Source organism: Sporosarcina sp. resist (assembly GCF_014302295.1).
Lineage (GTDB): Bacteria > Bacillota > Bacilli > Bacillales_A > Planococcaceae > Sporosarcina > Sporosarcina psychrophila.
On record NZ_CP060287.1, the window covers coordinates 4,635,064 to 4,650,250 of the forward strand.

12 protein-coding genes are annotated in these 15,187 nt (G+C 42.7%); 5 read left to right on the forward strand and 7 right to left on the reverse strand.

The window, feature by feature from the left end; all coding sequences use genetic code 11:
- Window positions 1-30: 30 nt before the first annotated feature.
- The 3 genes from H7992_RS22235 to H7992_RS22245 are packed head-to-tail and all read right to left on the reverse strand — an operon-like array spanning window position 31 to window position 3,948.
- Window positions 31-1,221 carry an acyl-CoA dehydrogenase family protein gene (locus tag H7992_RS22235; RefSeq protein WP_187046066.1) on the reverse strand — a complete coding sequence of 397 codons (1,191 nt, stop codon included), beginning with the start codon at window positions 1,219-1,221 and terminating at the stop codon, window positions 31-33.
- A gap of 57 nt (window positions 1,222-1,278) precedes the next feature.
- The gene (locus H7992_RS22240) at window positions 1,279-2,445 is read right to left on the reverse strand and encodes a saccharopine dehydrogenase family protein (protein WP_187046067.1); all 1,167 of its coding nucleotides are present in this window, start codon (window positions 2,443-2,445) and stop codon (window positions 1,279-1,281) included.
- 24 nt (window positions 2,446-2,469) lie between these two features.
- A complete protein-coding gene (locus H7992_RS22245) occupies window positions 2,470-3,948 on the reverse strand; it encodes an aldehyde dehydrogenase family protein (protein ID WP_187046068.1) in 1,479 nt (492 codons plus the stop codon).
- Window positions 3,949-4,782: 834 nt separating this feature from the next.
- Between H7992_RS22245 and H7992_RS24925 the strand changes: the two genes are divergently transcribed.
- Entirely contained in the window at window positions 4,783-4,905 is a 123-nt protein-coding gene (locus H7992_RS24925) for a hypothetical protein (RefSeq protein ID WP_255428521.1), read from the forward strand.
- A 219-nt stretch (window positions 4,906-5,124) separates the two neighbouring features.
- Here the strand turns inward: H7992_RS24925 and H7992_RS22250 are convergent, their stop codons facing one another.
- Window positions 5,125-6,168 carry a YecA family protein gene (locus H7992_RS22250; RefSeq protein ID WP_067213392.1) on the reverse strand — a complete coding sequence of 348 codons (1,044 nt, stop codon included), beginning with the start codon at window positions 6,166-6,168 and terminating at the stop codon, window positions 5,125-5,127.
- Window positions 6,169-6,290: 122 nt separating this feature from the next.
- Window positions 6,291-7,799 (reverse strand): DHA2 family efflux MFS transporter permease subunit, encoded by a 1,509-nt coding sequence (locus tag H7992_RS22255; protein ID WP_067213394.1) that lies wholly within the window; start codon window positions 7,797-7,799, stop codon window positions 6,291-6,293.
- Window positions 7,800-8,085: 286 nt separating this feature from the next.
- On the opposite strand from H7992_RS22255, the gene H7992_RS22260 reads away from it, so the two are divergent.
- Together H7992_RS22260 and H7992_RS22265 are read left to right on the forward strand one after the other, a co-directional pair.
- Window positions 8,086-8,970, forward strand: coding sequence for a TetR/AcrR family transcriptional regulator (locus H7992_RS22260; protein WP_187046069.1), 885 nt, complete (start codon window positions 8,086-8,088; stop codon window positions 8,968-8,970).
- A gap of 95 nt (window positions 8,971-9,065) precedes the next feature.
- Window positions 9,066-9,863, forward strand: a complete 798-nt coding sequence (locus H7992_RS22265) for a TIGR00266 family protein (RefSeq protein ID WP_187046070.1) — start codon at window positions 9,066-9,068, stop codon at window positions 9,861-9,863.
- A 146-nt stretch (window positions 9,864-10,009) separates the two neighbouring features.
- On the opposite strand, the gene H7992_RS22270 is transcribed toward H7992_RS22265, so the two are convergent.
- Together H7992_RS22270 and H7992_RS22275 are read right to left on the reverse strand one after the other, a co-directional pair.
- Window positions 10,010-11,833, reverse strand: a complete 1,824-nt coding sequence (locus H7992_RS22270) for an SEC-C metal-binding domain-containing protein (RefSeq protein WP_187046071.1) — start codon at window positions 11,831-11,833, stop codon at window positions 10,010-10,012.
- A 77-nt stretch (window positions 11,834-11,910) separates the two neighbouring features.
- Complete coding sequence (locus tag H7992_RS22275; RefSeq protein WP_187046072.1) at window positions 11,911-12,807, reverse strand: LysR family transcriptional regulator; 897 nt, start codon at window positions 12,805-12,807, stop codon at window positions 11,911-11,913.
- 132 nt (window positions 12,808-12,939) lie between these two features.
- Between H7992_RS22275 and hutG the strand changes: the two genes are divergently transcribed.
- Both hutG and gltS read left to right on the forward strand, forming a co-directional pair.
- The gene (gene hutG, locus H7992_RS22280; RefSeq protein WP_370569924.1) at window positions 12,940-13,914 is read left to right on the forward strand and encodes a formimidoylglutamase; all 975 of its coding nucleotides are present in this window, start codon (window positions 12,940-12,942) and stop codon (window positions 13,912-13,914) included.
- The gene (gene gltS / locus H7992_RS22285) at window positions 13,898-15,088 is read left to right on the forward strand and encodes a sodium/glutamate symporter (protein WP_067213410.1); all 1,191 of its coding nucleotides are present in this window, start codon (window positions 13,898-13,900) and stop codon (window positions 15,086-15,088) included. The genes hutG and gltS overlap by 17 nt, the downstream gene beginning before the upstream one ends.
- The last annotated feature ends 99 nt before the right edge of the window (window positions 15,089-15,187 follow it).

The window sequence follows — 15,187 nt, forward strand, 5'->3', positions numbered from 1 at the left end:
TGAGAGGTCTTCCCCTTCAGGACTGTAATTTCACTCAAACGGCCATTCAGGTAGGCGATTACTCAATTTCTTATCTTCACGATACCCAAGCACATATTCTGCCTGCATAACCGTATGGATCTCACGCGTTCCTTCATAGATAACAGGCGCCTTTGAGTTTCGCAGGAACCTGGCGACAGGGTATTCATCCGAATAACCATAAGCCCCATGAATCTGGAATGCATCATCTGCTGCTTTATTGGCAAAATCGCATGCCTGCCATTTCGCCAGCGACGTCTCGCGCGTATTGCGCAAGCCGTTATTTTTCATGTCACCTGCTCGATAGACAAGAAGTCGACTCATCTGATAGCCCGCTTCCATGTTAGCAATCATTTGTTGGACCAGTTGGTGTCTGCCAATTTCCTTACCGAACGTTTCCCGTGCATGACAATATTTCACGCTTTCTTCGAGGCAACCCATTATTAAGCCAACCGCTCCCGCAGCGACAGTGAAACGACCATTATCAAGTGACGCCATGGCAATTTTAAATCCATCGCCTTCTTCACCTAATAAATTCGCAGCCGGGATACGCATATCTTCGAAAAATAGTTCGCCTGTATTGCCTGCACGAATACCGTATTTCCCTTTGATCGCTTTCGATGAAAAACCTGGTGTCGTTCGTTCGACGATGAACGCGCTAATACCATGGTGTTTTTTCGCTTTATCCGTATAGGCGAAAACGAGGAAATGATCCGCAACATCACAAAGGGAAATCCATGTTTTTTGACCGTTTAATACATAGTCATCTCCGTCACGCACGGCAGTTGTTGCCATTGCCGCAACGTCGGAACCTGCACCTGGTTCTGTCAACCCGAATGCACCTATTTTTTCACCCTTCGCTTGTGGCACAAGGTATTTCTGCTTCTGTTCTTCATCGCCCCACTGCAGTATACTCATCGAGTTCAAGCCAATATGGACCGATACCGCTGTCCGGAACGCCGTATCTCCACGCTCCAATTCTTCACACAGTATTGCGAGCGAATTATAATCCATTCCACTGCCACCATATTGTTCGGGTATACACACGCCCATGAAGCCAAGATCCGCAAGCTTCTTCCAAATCGACTGATCGAATCCACCTTGTGCATCCCATTTCTGGATATGGGGCATAATTTCTGCGTCGACAAACTGACGCACCGTTTTCCTCAGCATTTTCTGTTCTTCCGTAAATCCAAAGTCCACCTCTTCATCTCCTTTCATAAACACTATGCCGTTAATCAGATTAGAAACTATACGTTTTCAACATGGAACATTGTTCGACTCGATACTTTCTTCGATAACGACACCGCGCTTTTTCATCTCTTCAATATACAATTCACCGGGTACGATATTCTCTGGCGGATGGACTCCACGTTTCGAAATAGTGCCATTGCCAATCATTTGTGCCACGATGGAAATCGTATTTGCCGTCGCACGAGCCATCGCAGTCTCGTTTACTGCAGTGTCTTTCTCCGTAATAAGGTCATATTCGTATGTTACTGGCATAGCACTTTTTTCACCGCTCACAATAACGCGTAGCAACACTGCATCTGATTTATTACCGAGGCGAAGTTGCGGCGACAGATGTTCTCTCATGACGTCGCGTACCTTCACTTTTTGACCGTCAACAGTCACTTCGTTGTCCCGAGATAACAAACCTAGATCGACAAGCAGCTGGAACTTCTCCGCGTGCCCTTTGTAACGAATCGTTTTGTATTCTAGTGTCTCCACGTCAGGGAACGACTTCGTTAGAGTCGACGTGCCGCCTGATGTATGAAATGCTTCAAGCTCGCCGTATTTATCAAAATGGATTGTTTCGATTTCGGACAATGATGGAACTTCCAACAGTTGCCCGTTTCGAATAACGTGGGAAGGGTCAGTGTAATGATCAAACACGCCTTCCAGTGAAAAGACGACATTATAATTAAGTGGCGGCTCCGGCTTTATCGGAATTCCTCCAACATATAGTTTGATGGAATTAACCTTTTCGAGTTTTCCCGCCCCGTAACCAGTAAGAATATTAATCATTCCAGGAGCTACCCCTAGATCCGGAATGATTGTCACGCCTTTCGCAATCGCCTGATCCGCCAGACCGAGCACCGCATCCGTAGCGCCACCGATATGACCGCCAAGATCAATGGAATGAACACCGATATCTACTGCGATTCGGGCAACTTTTTCATTAAACGTATAGAATAGCGCATTGATAACCACATTTCCTAGTGCCATCACTTCGCTTAATTGCTTATCGTTTTTCGCATCCAGTAATAGGATATCAAGCTTGTCGGACATGAGTTCCTCCGCAAAGTCTTCCGCTTGCTTGACGTTCAGATCCGCTAAATAAACTTTTTCGACATCATCACCCTTCACTAGATCGCGTGCCGCCTCTTTCCCCATTAAACCTGCTCCAAGTATGACAACCTTCATTTCCCCATCCCCTTACGTTAGGTATTAATCCGTGTCAATCTGCGCCCGTTGCAATTTCCCGCTGAAGTCTATATAAATACTCTTCCATTCAGTGAAGACATCAAGTGCAGCAACGCCAGAATCGCGGTGTCCGTTGCCCGTCCCCTTTGTTCCGCCGAATGGCAGATGGATTTCGGCACCCGTCGTTCCCGCATTCACGTAGACAATACCTGTATCTAGATCACGTTGTGCTCGGAATACTTTATTGACATCGCGTGAGAAAATCGAACTTGAAAGTCCAAATTTCACACTGTTATTAACCTCAATGGCTTCATCTAGACTTGAAACTTCAATCAGCGAAACAACAGGTCCGAAAATCTCTTCTTGCGCAAGGCGGCTATCCCATTTCACATCTGTGAATAAAGTTGGTTCGTAATAATGACCATCTGCAAGCTTTCCATCTGTTAATATATGTCCACCTGCAAGAAGTTTCGCACCTTCATCCTTACCAATTCCGACGTAGCCATGAATTTTATCAAGCGCTTTTTGATTGATTACTGGGCCAATTTTTACTGATTCGTCCATTCCATCGCCAATCGATAACACTTTCATCGCTTCCACGAGTTTTTGCTCGAGTTCTTCCTTTACATCTGTATGCACGATGACACGGCTACATGCCGTACAACGCTGACCCGCTGTTCCGAATGCACTCCAAAGAATCCCTTCTACTGCCAGTTCGATATCCGCATCATCCATAACGATGACCGCATTTTTACCACCCATTTCAAGTGATACTTTTTTCAAATGACGTCCACCTGTTTCCGCAACATGACGACCCGTTTCAGTCGACCCTGTGAATGAAATAACGCGAACATCAGGGTGTTCAATCATTGCCGTCCCAACTTCTGCTCCCGACCCGAAAACGATATTCGCAACGCCTGCTGGGAGTCCTGCTTCTTCAAATATAAGCGCCATTTCAAACGCCATCATAGGTGTTTCCGTCGCCGGTTTCCAAATAAAAGTATTGCCCGCGACAATTGCTGGGAACGATTTCCATGTCGCAATTGCCACCGGAAAGTTCCAAGGTGTAATAAGTCCGACAACACCGATTGGTGCACGGACACTCATTGCGAACTTGTCTTGAAGCTCTGAAGGTACTGTTTCCCCGAACATGCGGCGTCCCTCACCAGCCATGTAGAACGCCATATCAATGCCTTCCTGCACTTCACCGCGCGCCTCTTCGATGACCTTCCCCATTTCTTTCGTCAACACTTGCGATAAGTGTTCTTTCTTTTCTTTCATAAGTCGTCCAATTTCATATAAAAAGTCTGCACGTTTCGGTGCGGGAACGAGTGCCCATTTTTTCTGAGCCTCTTTCGCCGACTTTACTGCAAGACTCACATCTTCTTTAGTCGATAATCTTACTTGTGCCAACTCCTTACCATTTGCTGGATTCAAGACTGCAGTATAATCTGCTCCCCCTGCCTCCTGCCATGTACCTCCGATATAATTGTTCAGTTGCATTGCAACATTCCCCTTTCTATAACACAGCATTTTGAAAGCGCTCACATCTATTTAACTAATTTCGACATTTCCTACGAAATTCCTTTAATCTTCCGACAACTATAATTTTACTTCCCTCCTACTTAAACACTATAAGCTATGAAAAACCCCCAATAACCAAGCTATTCGAGGGGTGAGATTATTATTCATACTATGAACCCCATTTCCTCGAATTTTTCTCTCTGTCAGCACCACACCGAACGTGAGATAATTTCTCTTCACCTTCATCCCTGTTTAAAGTTCATATACAAAATACCACGTCCGTTGATTAACCATTTTCTTGCATAAAGAGCAGGTAAGAAAGGCTTGAAAAACTCTATTTTCACTCAATCATTTCCGGTCTGCTTTCGGCGAACTATTCATGACATCTTTACCGAGTGGCAAGTATGGCTAGAAATGACTACGTCATTCCTAGCCATACTTGTTTCGATCATCCTGTTGCGAATAGTTGCCTGTCGCATTCCTACAACGTTCAAGTGAAAAATACAGCTATTTTCCAAAAAAGAATAGATGACTTTTTATAAAGGTTGTAAGTGCCCGAAGATACAATTTCGGACACTCTAGCACTTTGTATAATGTGTTCCTTGCTTACTTTTAGTATAGAGTCTGCATATTATCATGCGATGGACTATAAGAAAGTGACTCTTCCTTAACTAAAAAAGACAAGACTATGGAGAAAACATCAGCCGCCAAAATTGTATCTTTGGCGGCTATTATCCAGATAAGAAGCGTCGCTATTCTTTCGTCCCGAAAAGTTTTAGCACTTTGTTTACGTATCCATTTGGAGAGCGACGGATGAATAAGCACCATACGATTACCGAAAAAATGTGTAGGAATGCGATGAAGTCGCATTCCTACACATCAAGACATCTCGGTAATCGTATAGAGGTCGTTCAATCCAAAGCAATCCAAAAGTAATTGTACACGAAGCGCCTAGTGTTGGATTTAGTTATTTACTGGTTGTTTTGGGTGATCAACACATGTGACAAAATGCAGAAAAACTCCGCACCGGATATATCGATCCCATGCGGAGTTTTCATAATGAAAAAATATTTAATTTGTACGTTATTTTGGTTTCAGGTTATGTAATACCCATTTGGTGTATATCCATTTCTGCACTATTGCTAATACCACGGATTATTCTTTTTCTTGCTGACGGCTCCGTTCGTACATTTCAATGACAAATTCACGGATGTTATCTGCATGTTTCATCATCGAACTTGTCGATACAACGAACAATTTCGCAATTTCAGCGTTCGTCAATTCTTCATCCTCCATAATTCCTAAATCAACTGCTACAAAAAATACGGCAGCGGCAATAACGCCAGGTTTACGGAAATTGGGGCGCTCTTTCAAAAAGTACGTTACGACAATATTTCTCAGTAATTCACGCGCTTCTTTAGGCGTATTTCTTAACTCAAGTACTTCATCCAGACTCTCGATTACTTCCTGCTGAACCGGTGTAAAATCATGCTCTATGAGTTCATCTACTGTTCGTGAATCCCTGGCAAGCAAAATTTCGTAGACATCCGTCATATGCTCTTTATAGAACGCAAGACTCTTATCGAATCCGCTTGACTCCGCAAGTTCAACTATCTGTTTTTCGAGTGCACCATTCCAATCATTAATGAACATAAGCGAAGAAATTACATAGATATCATTGTTCTGGTCCCGATTATCGGGTAAAACAATGCCGAATATGAATGAATGCTCTTCCAGTAGCATTCCTTCTTTCTTTTCAAGATTGAATATGCCCTCGCCAAGTATTTCTTGGACAATAACATATCCTTCCTTCACTTCTTTCACCTTAGCAAACAGTACAACAGGCTCTTTCCATAATTCCAGAACGGATCGAACTGTCTCTCTTATCGGGCTATTCAACACTCTTAGGAGGTGACGCTTCCACAAATCACGGCGTGCAACGAATAAGAAATATTCACTAACAGCCTCCTCAACATCATCCGGTCCCATCAGTTTTTCAAGTTTACTTTTCCAGTGTCTTCTATGGCTTTCGAACTCTGATATATCAGCTGGGCTTGTAGCCTGTTCATATGCACCAAAGATGATACGCTCAAGTTCCTCATCAATAAGCGTCTCTAAAGGTGATTCATTTTTCTCCGCACAACACTTTTTATATTTCTTTCCGCTCCCACATGGACACGGATCGTTTCGTCCAACCATTTTCCCACGTCCTAACAATTATACGTTAATAATATTTACCTCACATTCAATAGTAACAGAAACAAAAAAACTCCGCAGTGGTATATATATATACCCATGCGGAGCACTCTTTAATCCATCGCTTATTTTTTACTTTCCTCTAAATTAGTAAATGATTTTTCATTAGTTGGTAGTGCTACACGTTTCATGAAGAACGATAGAGCCAAGGCTACAATTGCAACGATTGTCGATATGAAAAATGAGAAACTAATTCCGTCCAACATTGCTTGTGCTTCAAGTTGTTCCTTTAACTTCGCTAGCCCCTCAGCGGTCGATGGAGCATTGCCAGATGCTTGGACTTCCGCAAATAGTCCTGCACCTGTCGATTCCATCCGTTTTGTCATAATCGTTAACAGAATTGCGGATCCGATAGCACCGGACACTTGCTGTAACGTGTTGTTCATAGCCGTACCATGTGGATTCGAGATCATTGGCAATTGATTCAATCCGTTTGTCATAACCGGCATCATTACCATTGAAATCCCTAACATCCGAATCGTATAAATCCACATAATGTAATAATAACCGGACTCCATACCTAGTCTGCTTAAATAGAATGTTGAAATGACAGTGATGGTAAGACCAATAACCGCCAAAATTCTTGCGCCGTACTTATCGAATAAACGGCCTGTAACCGGCGACATAAGCCCCATCACAATTGCCCCTGGTAACATCAGCAAACCTGAATGGAACGGTGAAATGCCCCGTATGGTTTGGACATAGAGCGGCGTAAGAATCATGCCCGAAAACATTGCAACCGATAGTACAATCGAGATGGCCGATGATAAAGCAAACATCGGATGTTTGTAAATCTTGAAATCCAACATCGGGTCATCCATACGTAGTTGACGCACAATGAACGCGATAAGTGCGATTGCACCAATAACGATTGTTCCATAGACAAGCGGTGAATCCCATCCCTTATCACCCGCTGAACTAAAGCCGTAAAGAAGACCGCCGAAACCGATACTTGACAAAATAAGTGAAAATACATCTAATTTCATGTCACGGTTCGGTGTAATGTTGCGCAATTTAAAGAACGCATAAACAAGTGTCAGAATTGAAAACGGCAAAACGATACCAAAAAGTGTACGCCATGTATAATGTTCAATTACCCATCCCGACAGAGTTGGACCAATTGCTGGCGCTGTAATCATTACTAGCCCAAAAATCCCCATTGCCGTTCCCCGGCGCTCAATCGGAAATGCCGTAAGCATAACGTTCATAAGAAGCGGCATCATCATTGCAGATCCACACGCTTGAATCATTCGAGCAGCAACGAGTACACCAAATGATGGTGCAATCATCGCTAAAATCGTCCCTAGAGTAAACAGCACCATTGCTGTTAAGAACAACCTTCTATTTGTGAACTTCTGAATGAAGAACGCACTTGCTGGTATTAAAATACCATTGATAAGCATATATCCTGTCGTTAGCCATTGGACAACAGACGGTTTCACATCGAACTCAACCATAATTGTCGGCAATGCAACGTTCAACAATGTATTATTTAGTAGAGCGACAAAAGCACCTATAAATAAAATTGCTATCATGCCGTAAGGCGGTTTTTCGTGCATTTTTTTTATATCCATTATTACTTCCTCCTATTTAATACGTAACGTATAAAATTTGTACCCCGTGTACATCATGTTAAACATATTATACCGATAGTCCAAAACTTGCAACCTTAGAAAACGCTTTCACACAATAAAAACTTTTTCCGTTGATATATCAACCTTTTGGATATACCATAATAAATGTACTGATAGTATAAACCTGAATTCACTTCCAGGGAAACTCGACATATATAAGTTTATTAACACCCGTCAGATAAGCCGAATAGGTTCGACAACTAACTTTAGGATAAAGGTGATTAGTATGAATGATCGAAAACGCCAGGTTTTATTAACAGCGCAGCGACTTTTTATAGATAAAGGATTTTCCACCACGTCTGTCCAAGATATTTTAGATGAATCTTGTATATCAAAAGGGACATTCTACAATTATTTTTCATCCAAAAATGAGTGCCTCATCGCGATACTTGTACACGCACGTGATGAAGCAACTGTAAGAAGACGTGAATTGCTTATTGGACAAGATTTATCAGATAAGAACGTTCTGGTAGAGCAGATTTTAATTCGTATGCACGTGAATCGCGAACAAAACTTGATGCCAATTTTTGAGGCAGTTTTCCATTCTGGTGATAGCGACCTAAGAACTTACATCAAGAACATGCTTTTAGCTGAATTTTCTTGGTTAACAAGAAGACTGGTGGATGTATACGGCAAAGCTGCTGTGCCTTATGCAGCCGATTGTGCAGTGATGCTGTTCGGAATGATGCAACAAATACTTCATGTATGGTCAGCTGTTTCGAAAGAGGAAATGGACACTTCAAAACTTGTGAGATTCTTACTCCGAAGAATCGATTCCATCATCCTAGGTATGATCAGCACAAAAGACGCTTTCTTCACTGAAGATGTATTTTTCAAGTTAAGCGGGGATGAAGTAGAACAAACAGAAACAAAGGAGCAATTACTCGAACGTCTCACGGGATTTTTGGAATTTCTTGGAGATGATACGCTTCCTGCCGGCAAACAATATGTGCAATTTCTTTTGGATGAACTACGCGCCGAGTCTCCGCGGGTATTCGTGCTGGAATCTGTCGTCCGCTCGTTCCGAGAAGCTTTCAAAGGTTTTTCCCATGAACCTGAAGCTCACGAGCTTGCTTACAAAGTTTGGCGCTATATGGACACGGTAAAGTAATTCAACTTTCCCTCCTTTATTTCTTGAAACTTTTCCCACTCTATTTCGTATAATTGAGTAGTAAAAAACTTATTTTGTGGGAGGAATGAAACAAGATGAACAATCACGAAATTGATTATAAAATACATGGCGACGACATGCAGTTTGTAGAAGTCGAGCTTGATCCTAAAGAGACGGTAGTGGCAGAAGCAGGGGCTCTAATGATGATGGAAGACGGGATCGCCATGGAAACAATCTTCGGTGATGGTTCCAGCTCTTCAGGCGGCGGAATTATGGGCAAACTGATGGGCGCTGGAAAACGAATGTTGACTGGAGAAAGTTTATTCATGACAACATTCACGAATACGGGGGCAGGCAAAAAGCATGTCTCTTTCGCGTCCCCTTACCCTGGAAAAATAATTCCGATGGATTTAAGTGAGCATAATGGCAAAATTATCTGCCAGAAAGATGCCTTTCTTGCTGCCGCAAAAGGCGTGTCCGTCGGAATTGAATTTCAACGGAAACTCGGCACCGGCTTTTTCGGTGGTGAAGGGTTCATCATGCAAAAACTCGAAGGTGATGGTATGACGTTCATCCACGCTGGAGGTACGATTATCGAAAAAAGGCTGCGACCGGGCGAAATATTACGTGTAGACACGGGATGCCTCGTGGCAATGACACACAACGTTAATTACAACATTGAAATGGTAAAAGGCGTAAAAACAGCATTATTCGGCGGCGAAGGACTCTTTTTCGCAACACTGAAGGGACCTGGAACTGTTTGGATTCAATCACTCCCATTCTCTAGACTCGCAAGCCGTGTCTTTGCAGCTGCACCGCAAACACCTGGTGGAGGATCACGTGACGAAGGCAGCATTGCAGGCGGCTTGTTCAATATGCTTGGCGGTAAATAACTAATTCGTAGACATAAAGTTGGATTATCAATCGTCTACATCCAAAACTCTCCAAACTAAAAAAGGGTTATATTATCGATCTATTTTTCGACCGACGATATAACCCTTTTAGTATTAAATCTCACTTAATGAAGCAAAACTTATGTTTACTTCACACCATTCAACAACAGCCATATATACCTGGCTTCATCTTCACTACCCGGTTCAATCGCTTTAAATCTCGGGTACGGAATCGTTTTCGCTTTGAATGTCATCAAATGTCTAACATGGCCATTCAATTTCGTTGCAGCATTCAACATTTCTTCTGCATCTAACGATTTCCCTTCGGATGCTATGTGTTCAAGCTTCCAGTCAAGATAAAGATAAGCCGCATCATGCTCGGAACCTTTTTCATAGCGCACCATGATTTCCGCCGCTTCTGTGAACCGTTCGGCGTGAATGAGCGAAGCCACCGCTTCATATCTGGCTCCAAGGTTGTCCGTACGGTTCATCTTCAATAGATCCGTGAACATTTCCGCCGCCTCTCCATACTCTTCGCGACTGAACAAGTGAACACCATACGCAAATGCCGAGCGCATGAATGGCCGATTCGGTATGTTTTGCCAAGGGTTCTCCCCCGGTTCAAATGTCCTGCTTGCAGACTGGATTGCTTTTTCATACAATTTAGCCGCTTTCTCAGCATCCTGTTCAACTTCCGCTTGAAGTAAGATGACATCCGGATTATTTGGTCCGATTTCCATTGCACTCTTCGCAAGTTTCCGACGTGCTTGTTCAGATTCCGCGCGATACGCCTCATATGCAAGAAGTTGCGCACGACCTTCTGCAATGCCAGGCTTGCGTTCAGGCTGAATAACCCCGCCCGTCGTCATCGATGTTTCCCAAAGTGCTTTTTCTGTCGGCCGAGGATCTGTTCCAATATCGTAAAGTCGTGCCGCCACCGGTTCATCCCCGCTATCCATCATGTCTGCATAAAGGGAGGCAAGTTCCATTTCATACAAGTGCATTCCTTCTTTTGATGCACTGTACTTCCGTAAAATGTCATCTTCTATAAGCCCTGTATCCTGTAGCACTCCAAGTTGAATACCCGTTTTCACTGCAGCAGCAAGAAAATCACCTTCTATCGGAACATCTTTATTCTCATTCAGAAAGTAAGCGACGGCCAGTTTGTGCATGATTTCACGTCCATCCGCACTTTGATTCAGTTCACGAAGTGTGATGTCAAGTGCGGTCAGCGCACTCAATTGTGTGGGTACCAATACTTCTTCAACAAGCTCGTTCATGGAAGCCATGCTCCTTTTGATGAACAACTCGTAAATATCGAGCGTGTGATCATCTAGAAATTGCTCAGTCGACTTGTCCGATACCGCATCTCTTAATTCAACGAGCGACTTTTTCGTCTGCTTGCTCCACTTTGCCAAGAATATCATTGAAGAAACAGGTGCAACCCCGAAGTCCCCTTTTCGCGGATCGTGGAGGACTACACCAAATAGTAACGTCCCCAAATCTGCAGGCATTCCCTCATTGCGCGTCACAAAATAATCTCGCTCACCAAACAGCTCCCGTACTTTTAGTCTGCCTGACTCAACTTCGGTAATTTCTGCAAGGAGCATAAACGGTTCGTCCCACTTTTGTAATACTGAAATAACTGAATCACGTTTCATCTGTTCAAGCTGCTGTGCTAAATATGTATGCCAAATCTTTTTATTGTGGATGAATAAATAAAACTCACTTGCCGCCTCTTCAATATGTTCCTTTTCCCAGCTACCTGTAAGGCGGTTTACCCACTCCCGCATCATCTGCATCATTTCCTGGCGGTCGGTATCTTTCGGATAGTCATTAAAATAACCGACGAGCACACGATCAAGCTCTTCGTTGACAATCATATCGACAAGATCTGTCCCTTCCGTTCCACAACATTTCTTATATTTTTTACCACTTCCACAAGAACATGGGTCGTTTCGTCCAATCATTTAATTCTCCCCTTTCGGTTACAAAAAAACGTTTTACTCCTTACTTAATCATAACAGTCAGACTGATTTGCAACGAATTAATCAGAAACTTTGTATTCGAAAAAACCCTCTACTTCCATTATGAACGCCTGTATAGCTGGAGAAACATACCTGTTTTTCATGTACGTCAAATACACGGTTCTTTCAAGTGCCCGAGAATCGATGATCTTACTTACAATCGAAAGATTATAAGGCCCCTGTAAGTAATTTTTTGGAATAAGCGCAATACCTAAATTTTCACCGACTAAACTTAATGCTGTTTCGAAACGCTCAATTTCATATTTAATCGTAGGGACAGTATCTTCCAATTCAAAAGCACGCAATATGTCTTCCCTCGTCTGAAACCCTTCGGTGCTAATGATGAACGGCTCCTGTTCCAAATCTTTCAGCATAATTGATTCCCTTGTAGCCATCGGGTGGTTTTCGTGAAGGACTAACACAAGTTTTTCCTTATACAAAGGGACCGTTTCTATATCCACTTCTTTAATTTGCTGGTTCGTGATAATGGCATGCGTTTCATATTTCCTCAACGAATTCTTCACATCGTCACCGCCTAACACCTCCATCAATCGAATGTGCATTTCGGGAAATTTTTTATTGTATAGAGAAATCACTTTTGGAATCCAATACTTCACCGATTCAATCATACCGATTTGGAGTTCACCTTTACCAATAAGCTTTACTTCTTCCATTTCCTTTTTTACAATCGCCATTTCTGATAAGAGATGAATCGCTCTGCCGTATAAAACCTCTCCCGCTTCTGTCAATCTACTATTCCTTGTATTGCGTTCAATAATTTGAAACCCCAAGTCTCGTTCCAAGTTTTTTATGGCGTTGCTTAATGATGGTTGAGAAATATGCAACTTCTCTGCCGCTTTAGAAAAACTCATATGATCCACGACTGAAACAAAATAACTTAACTGCTTTAAATCCATACTAACCACTCCTCCACTCAATTATAGATGCGGGCTATAAGTATATAGTAATTATATATTAGAATTAATAAATCATGTACTTTATAATAAATGAGTAACGTTGTATCTGAAAGTTCAGAAAGGGTGAGGCAATTGCTTAATAAGGTAAATGAACATGTATGGGCCGGACGTACGGATCATACTGAAAATAGAACAAGTTTCCGATATCACCAAGTGGTTGAATTAGTAAATCTCGAGGTCATCTCCCAGTCACCCAACACATGTGCAATTATCGGTTTCGAAAGCGAGGAGGGCGTCCGCCGCAACAAAGGGCAATTGGGTGCAGCAAAAGCTCCCGATGCACTTCGCAGTGAACTTGCCAAATTGCCATGGAAATTCCCGGTAAATAAAAGGCTTGTCGATGTTGGAAATATTCAATACATGGATACCAATCTGGAAAAAGCCCAACAACAGCTAGGCGAGACGATTGCAAACGCATTAGAGAAAAAAATGACACCGATTATTCTTGGTGGCGGCCATGAAACCGCTTACGGTCACTATCTCGGAGTCCGAAAATCAATTGGTAAGGAAGCTTCTCTTGGAATTATTAACATAGATGCCCATTTCGACTTACGCTCATACGATGAACAACCGTCTTCCGGCACGATGTTCAAACAAATCCTGGAGCATGATAACATGAGCAGCTATTTCGTCGTCGGAATCCAGCGCTATGGAAATACGCAGGAATTGTTCGATACAGCCGACAGGCTCGGTGTCAAATATGAATACGAAGAGAATATGCATATCGGAAATATGGACAAACTAACATCGGATCTCGAACAATTCATCAACCAACATGATTATGTATTTCTAACATTATGCACGGACGTACTGAACTCCGCTTTCGCACCCGGTGTCAGTGCTCCTTCACCATTCGGATTAGATCCTTCCGTTGTTCGTTCAATCATTCGAACAGTTACAACACATAAAAAAACACTGTCGTTCGATATTTCGGAAGTGAATCCCGTTTTAGATGAAAACAACCGTACAGTAAAACTCGGTGCTTACTTAACAAATGAAGCAATTACAACTCTTTTAGGAGGGGAAATTCATGACGCTAGTTCTTAATCAAGTCACCACAATCTTCCTTTCCATTGCATTGCTAACTTTAGGGATGGTTTTAGTGAAGAAAGTTGGTTTCTTACGGAAATTCTGCATACCTGCTCCCGTTGTCGGCGGATTATTATTCGCTGTTTTTGCAACCATTTTCAAGTCTCTCGGATGGCTAGAAATTACACTTGATACATCATTGCAAAGTTTATTCATGCTTACATTCTTTACAACAATCGGTTTAGGAGCAAGCTTTAAACTCATTAAACTTGGCGGAAAGGTTCTTGTCATCTACTGGCTGGCATGTGGATTTTTAGCGCTCGCACAAAATACAATCGGTGTATCCATGGCTTATTTGTTCGACCTGCATCCACTTATTGGAATGATGGCTGGAGCAGTTTCAATGGAAGGCGGACACGGAGCCGCTACCGCATTTGGACAGACGCTCGAAGACATGGGTATCAATTCAGCCCTTTCGATTGGAGTTGCAGCAGCTACATTTGGACTTGTTGCAGGAGGTCTCGTTGGTGGTCCTACTGTAAAATATCTTATTTCAAAACACAATCTCAAGTCATCTGAAGCGGATACTGATCTCGGTATTCCTATCGAAAAGAAAGAAAAGCCGATTCAAACAGATTCGTTCTTCACACAAATTCTACTTATCACACTTTGTATGGCCCTTGGTACGTATTTGGGTGAACTATTTTCAACCGCAACAGGGTTCGTTCTACCGGGTTACGTAGGAGCCATGTTTGTTGCTGTTCTTGTTCGGAATATCGTTGACAAAATTAATCCAAAAGCGATCGACATGAAGAGTATCGGCTTAATCAGCGACGTTACATTGGGGATTTTCCTGTCAATGGCATTAATGAGCATCAAATTGTGGGAAGTTGCTGATTTGGCCCTTCCACTACTTGTTATCGTCTTCGTCCAAGTTGTCTTCATCGTCCTGTTTGGGGTTTTCGTCTTGTTCCGTCTACTCGGTAAAGACTACGATGCAGCCATTATGGTAGCTGGTTTTACAGGACATGGTCTCGGCGCTACCCCTAATGCTATGGCAAATATGGCGGCCGTCACTGAAAGATATGGCCCTTCGACTAAAGCGTACCTCGTTGTTCCGATTGTTGGTGCTTTCCTCATCGATGTATTTGCGATGCCAATTATTATAACGACGATAAACCTGTTCAATTGATAATAGTAAGCTTCCCTCATTACGTTTCCATGTAATGAGGGAAGCTTTTTCATTTGTTCAGATACTCATACACAGGCTTTATTCATTAATAGCTCCTCT

Excerpts from the sequence above, each read along its gene's own strand:
- H7992_RS22240 (WP_187046067.1), bottom strand. The coding sequence starts at position 2,445 with ATGAAGGTTGTCATACTTGGAGCAGGTTTAATGGGGAAAGAGGCGGCA.
- H7992_RS22245 (WP_187046068.1), bottom strand. The coding sequence starts at position 3,948 with ATGCAACTGAACAATTATATCGGAGGTACATGGCAGGAGGCAGGGGGA.
- H7992_RS24925 (WP_255428521.1), top strand. The coding sequence starts at position 4,783 with ATGAATAAGCACCATACGATTACCGAAAAAATGTGTAGGAATGCGATG.
- H7992_RS22250 (WP_067213392.1), bottom strand. The coding sequence starts at position 6,168 with ATGGTTGGACGAAACGATCCGTGTCCATGTGGGAGCGGAAAGAAATAT.
- H7992_RS22255 (WP_067213394.1), bottom strand. The coding sequence starts at position 7,799 with ATGGATATAAAAAAAATGCACGAAAAACCGCCTTACGGCATGATAGCA.
- H7992_RS22260 (WP_187046069.1), top strand. The coding sequence starts at position 8,086 with ATGAATGATCGAAAACGCCAGGTTTTATTAACAGCGCAGCGACTTTTT.
- H7992_RS22265 (WP_187046070.1), top strand. The coding sequence starts at position 9,066 with ATGAACAATCACGAAATTGATTATAAAATACATGGCGACGACATGCAG.
- H7992_RS22270 (WP_187046071.1), bottom strand. The coding sequence starts at position 11,833 with ATGATTGGACGAAACGACCCATGTTCTTGTGGAAGTGGTAAAAAATAT.
- H7992_RS22275 (WP_187046072.1), bottom strand. The coding sequence starts at position 12,807 with ATGGATTTAAAGCAGTTAAGTTATTTTGTTTCAGTCGTGGATCATATG.
- gltS (WP_067213410.1), top strand. The coding sequence starts at position 13,898 with ATGACGCTAGTTCTTAATCAAGTCACCACAATCTTCCTTTCCATTGCA.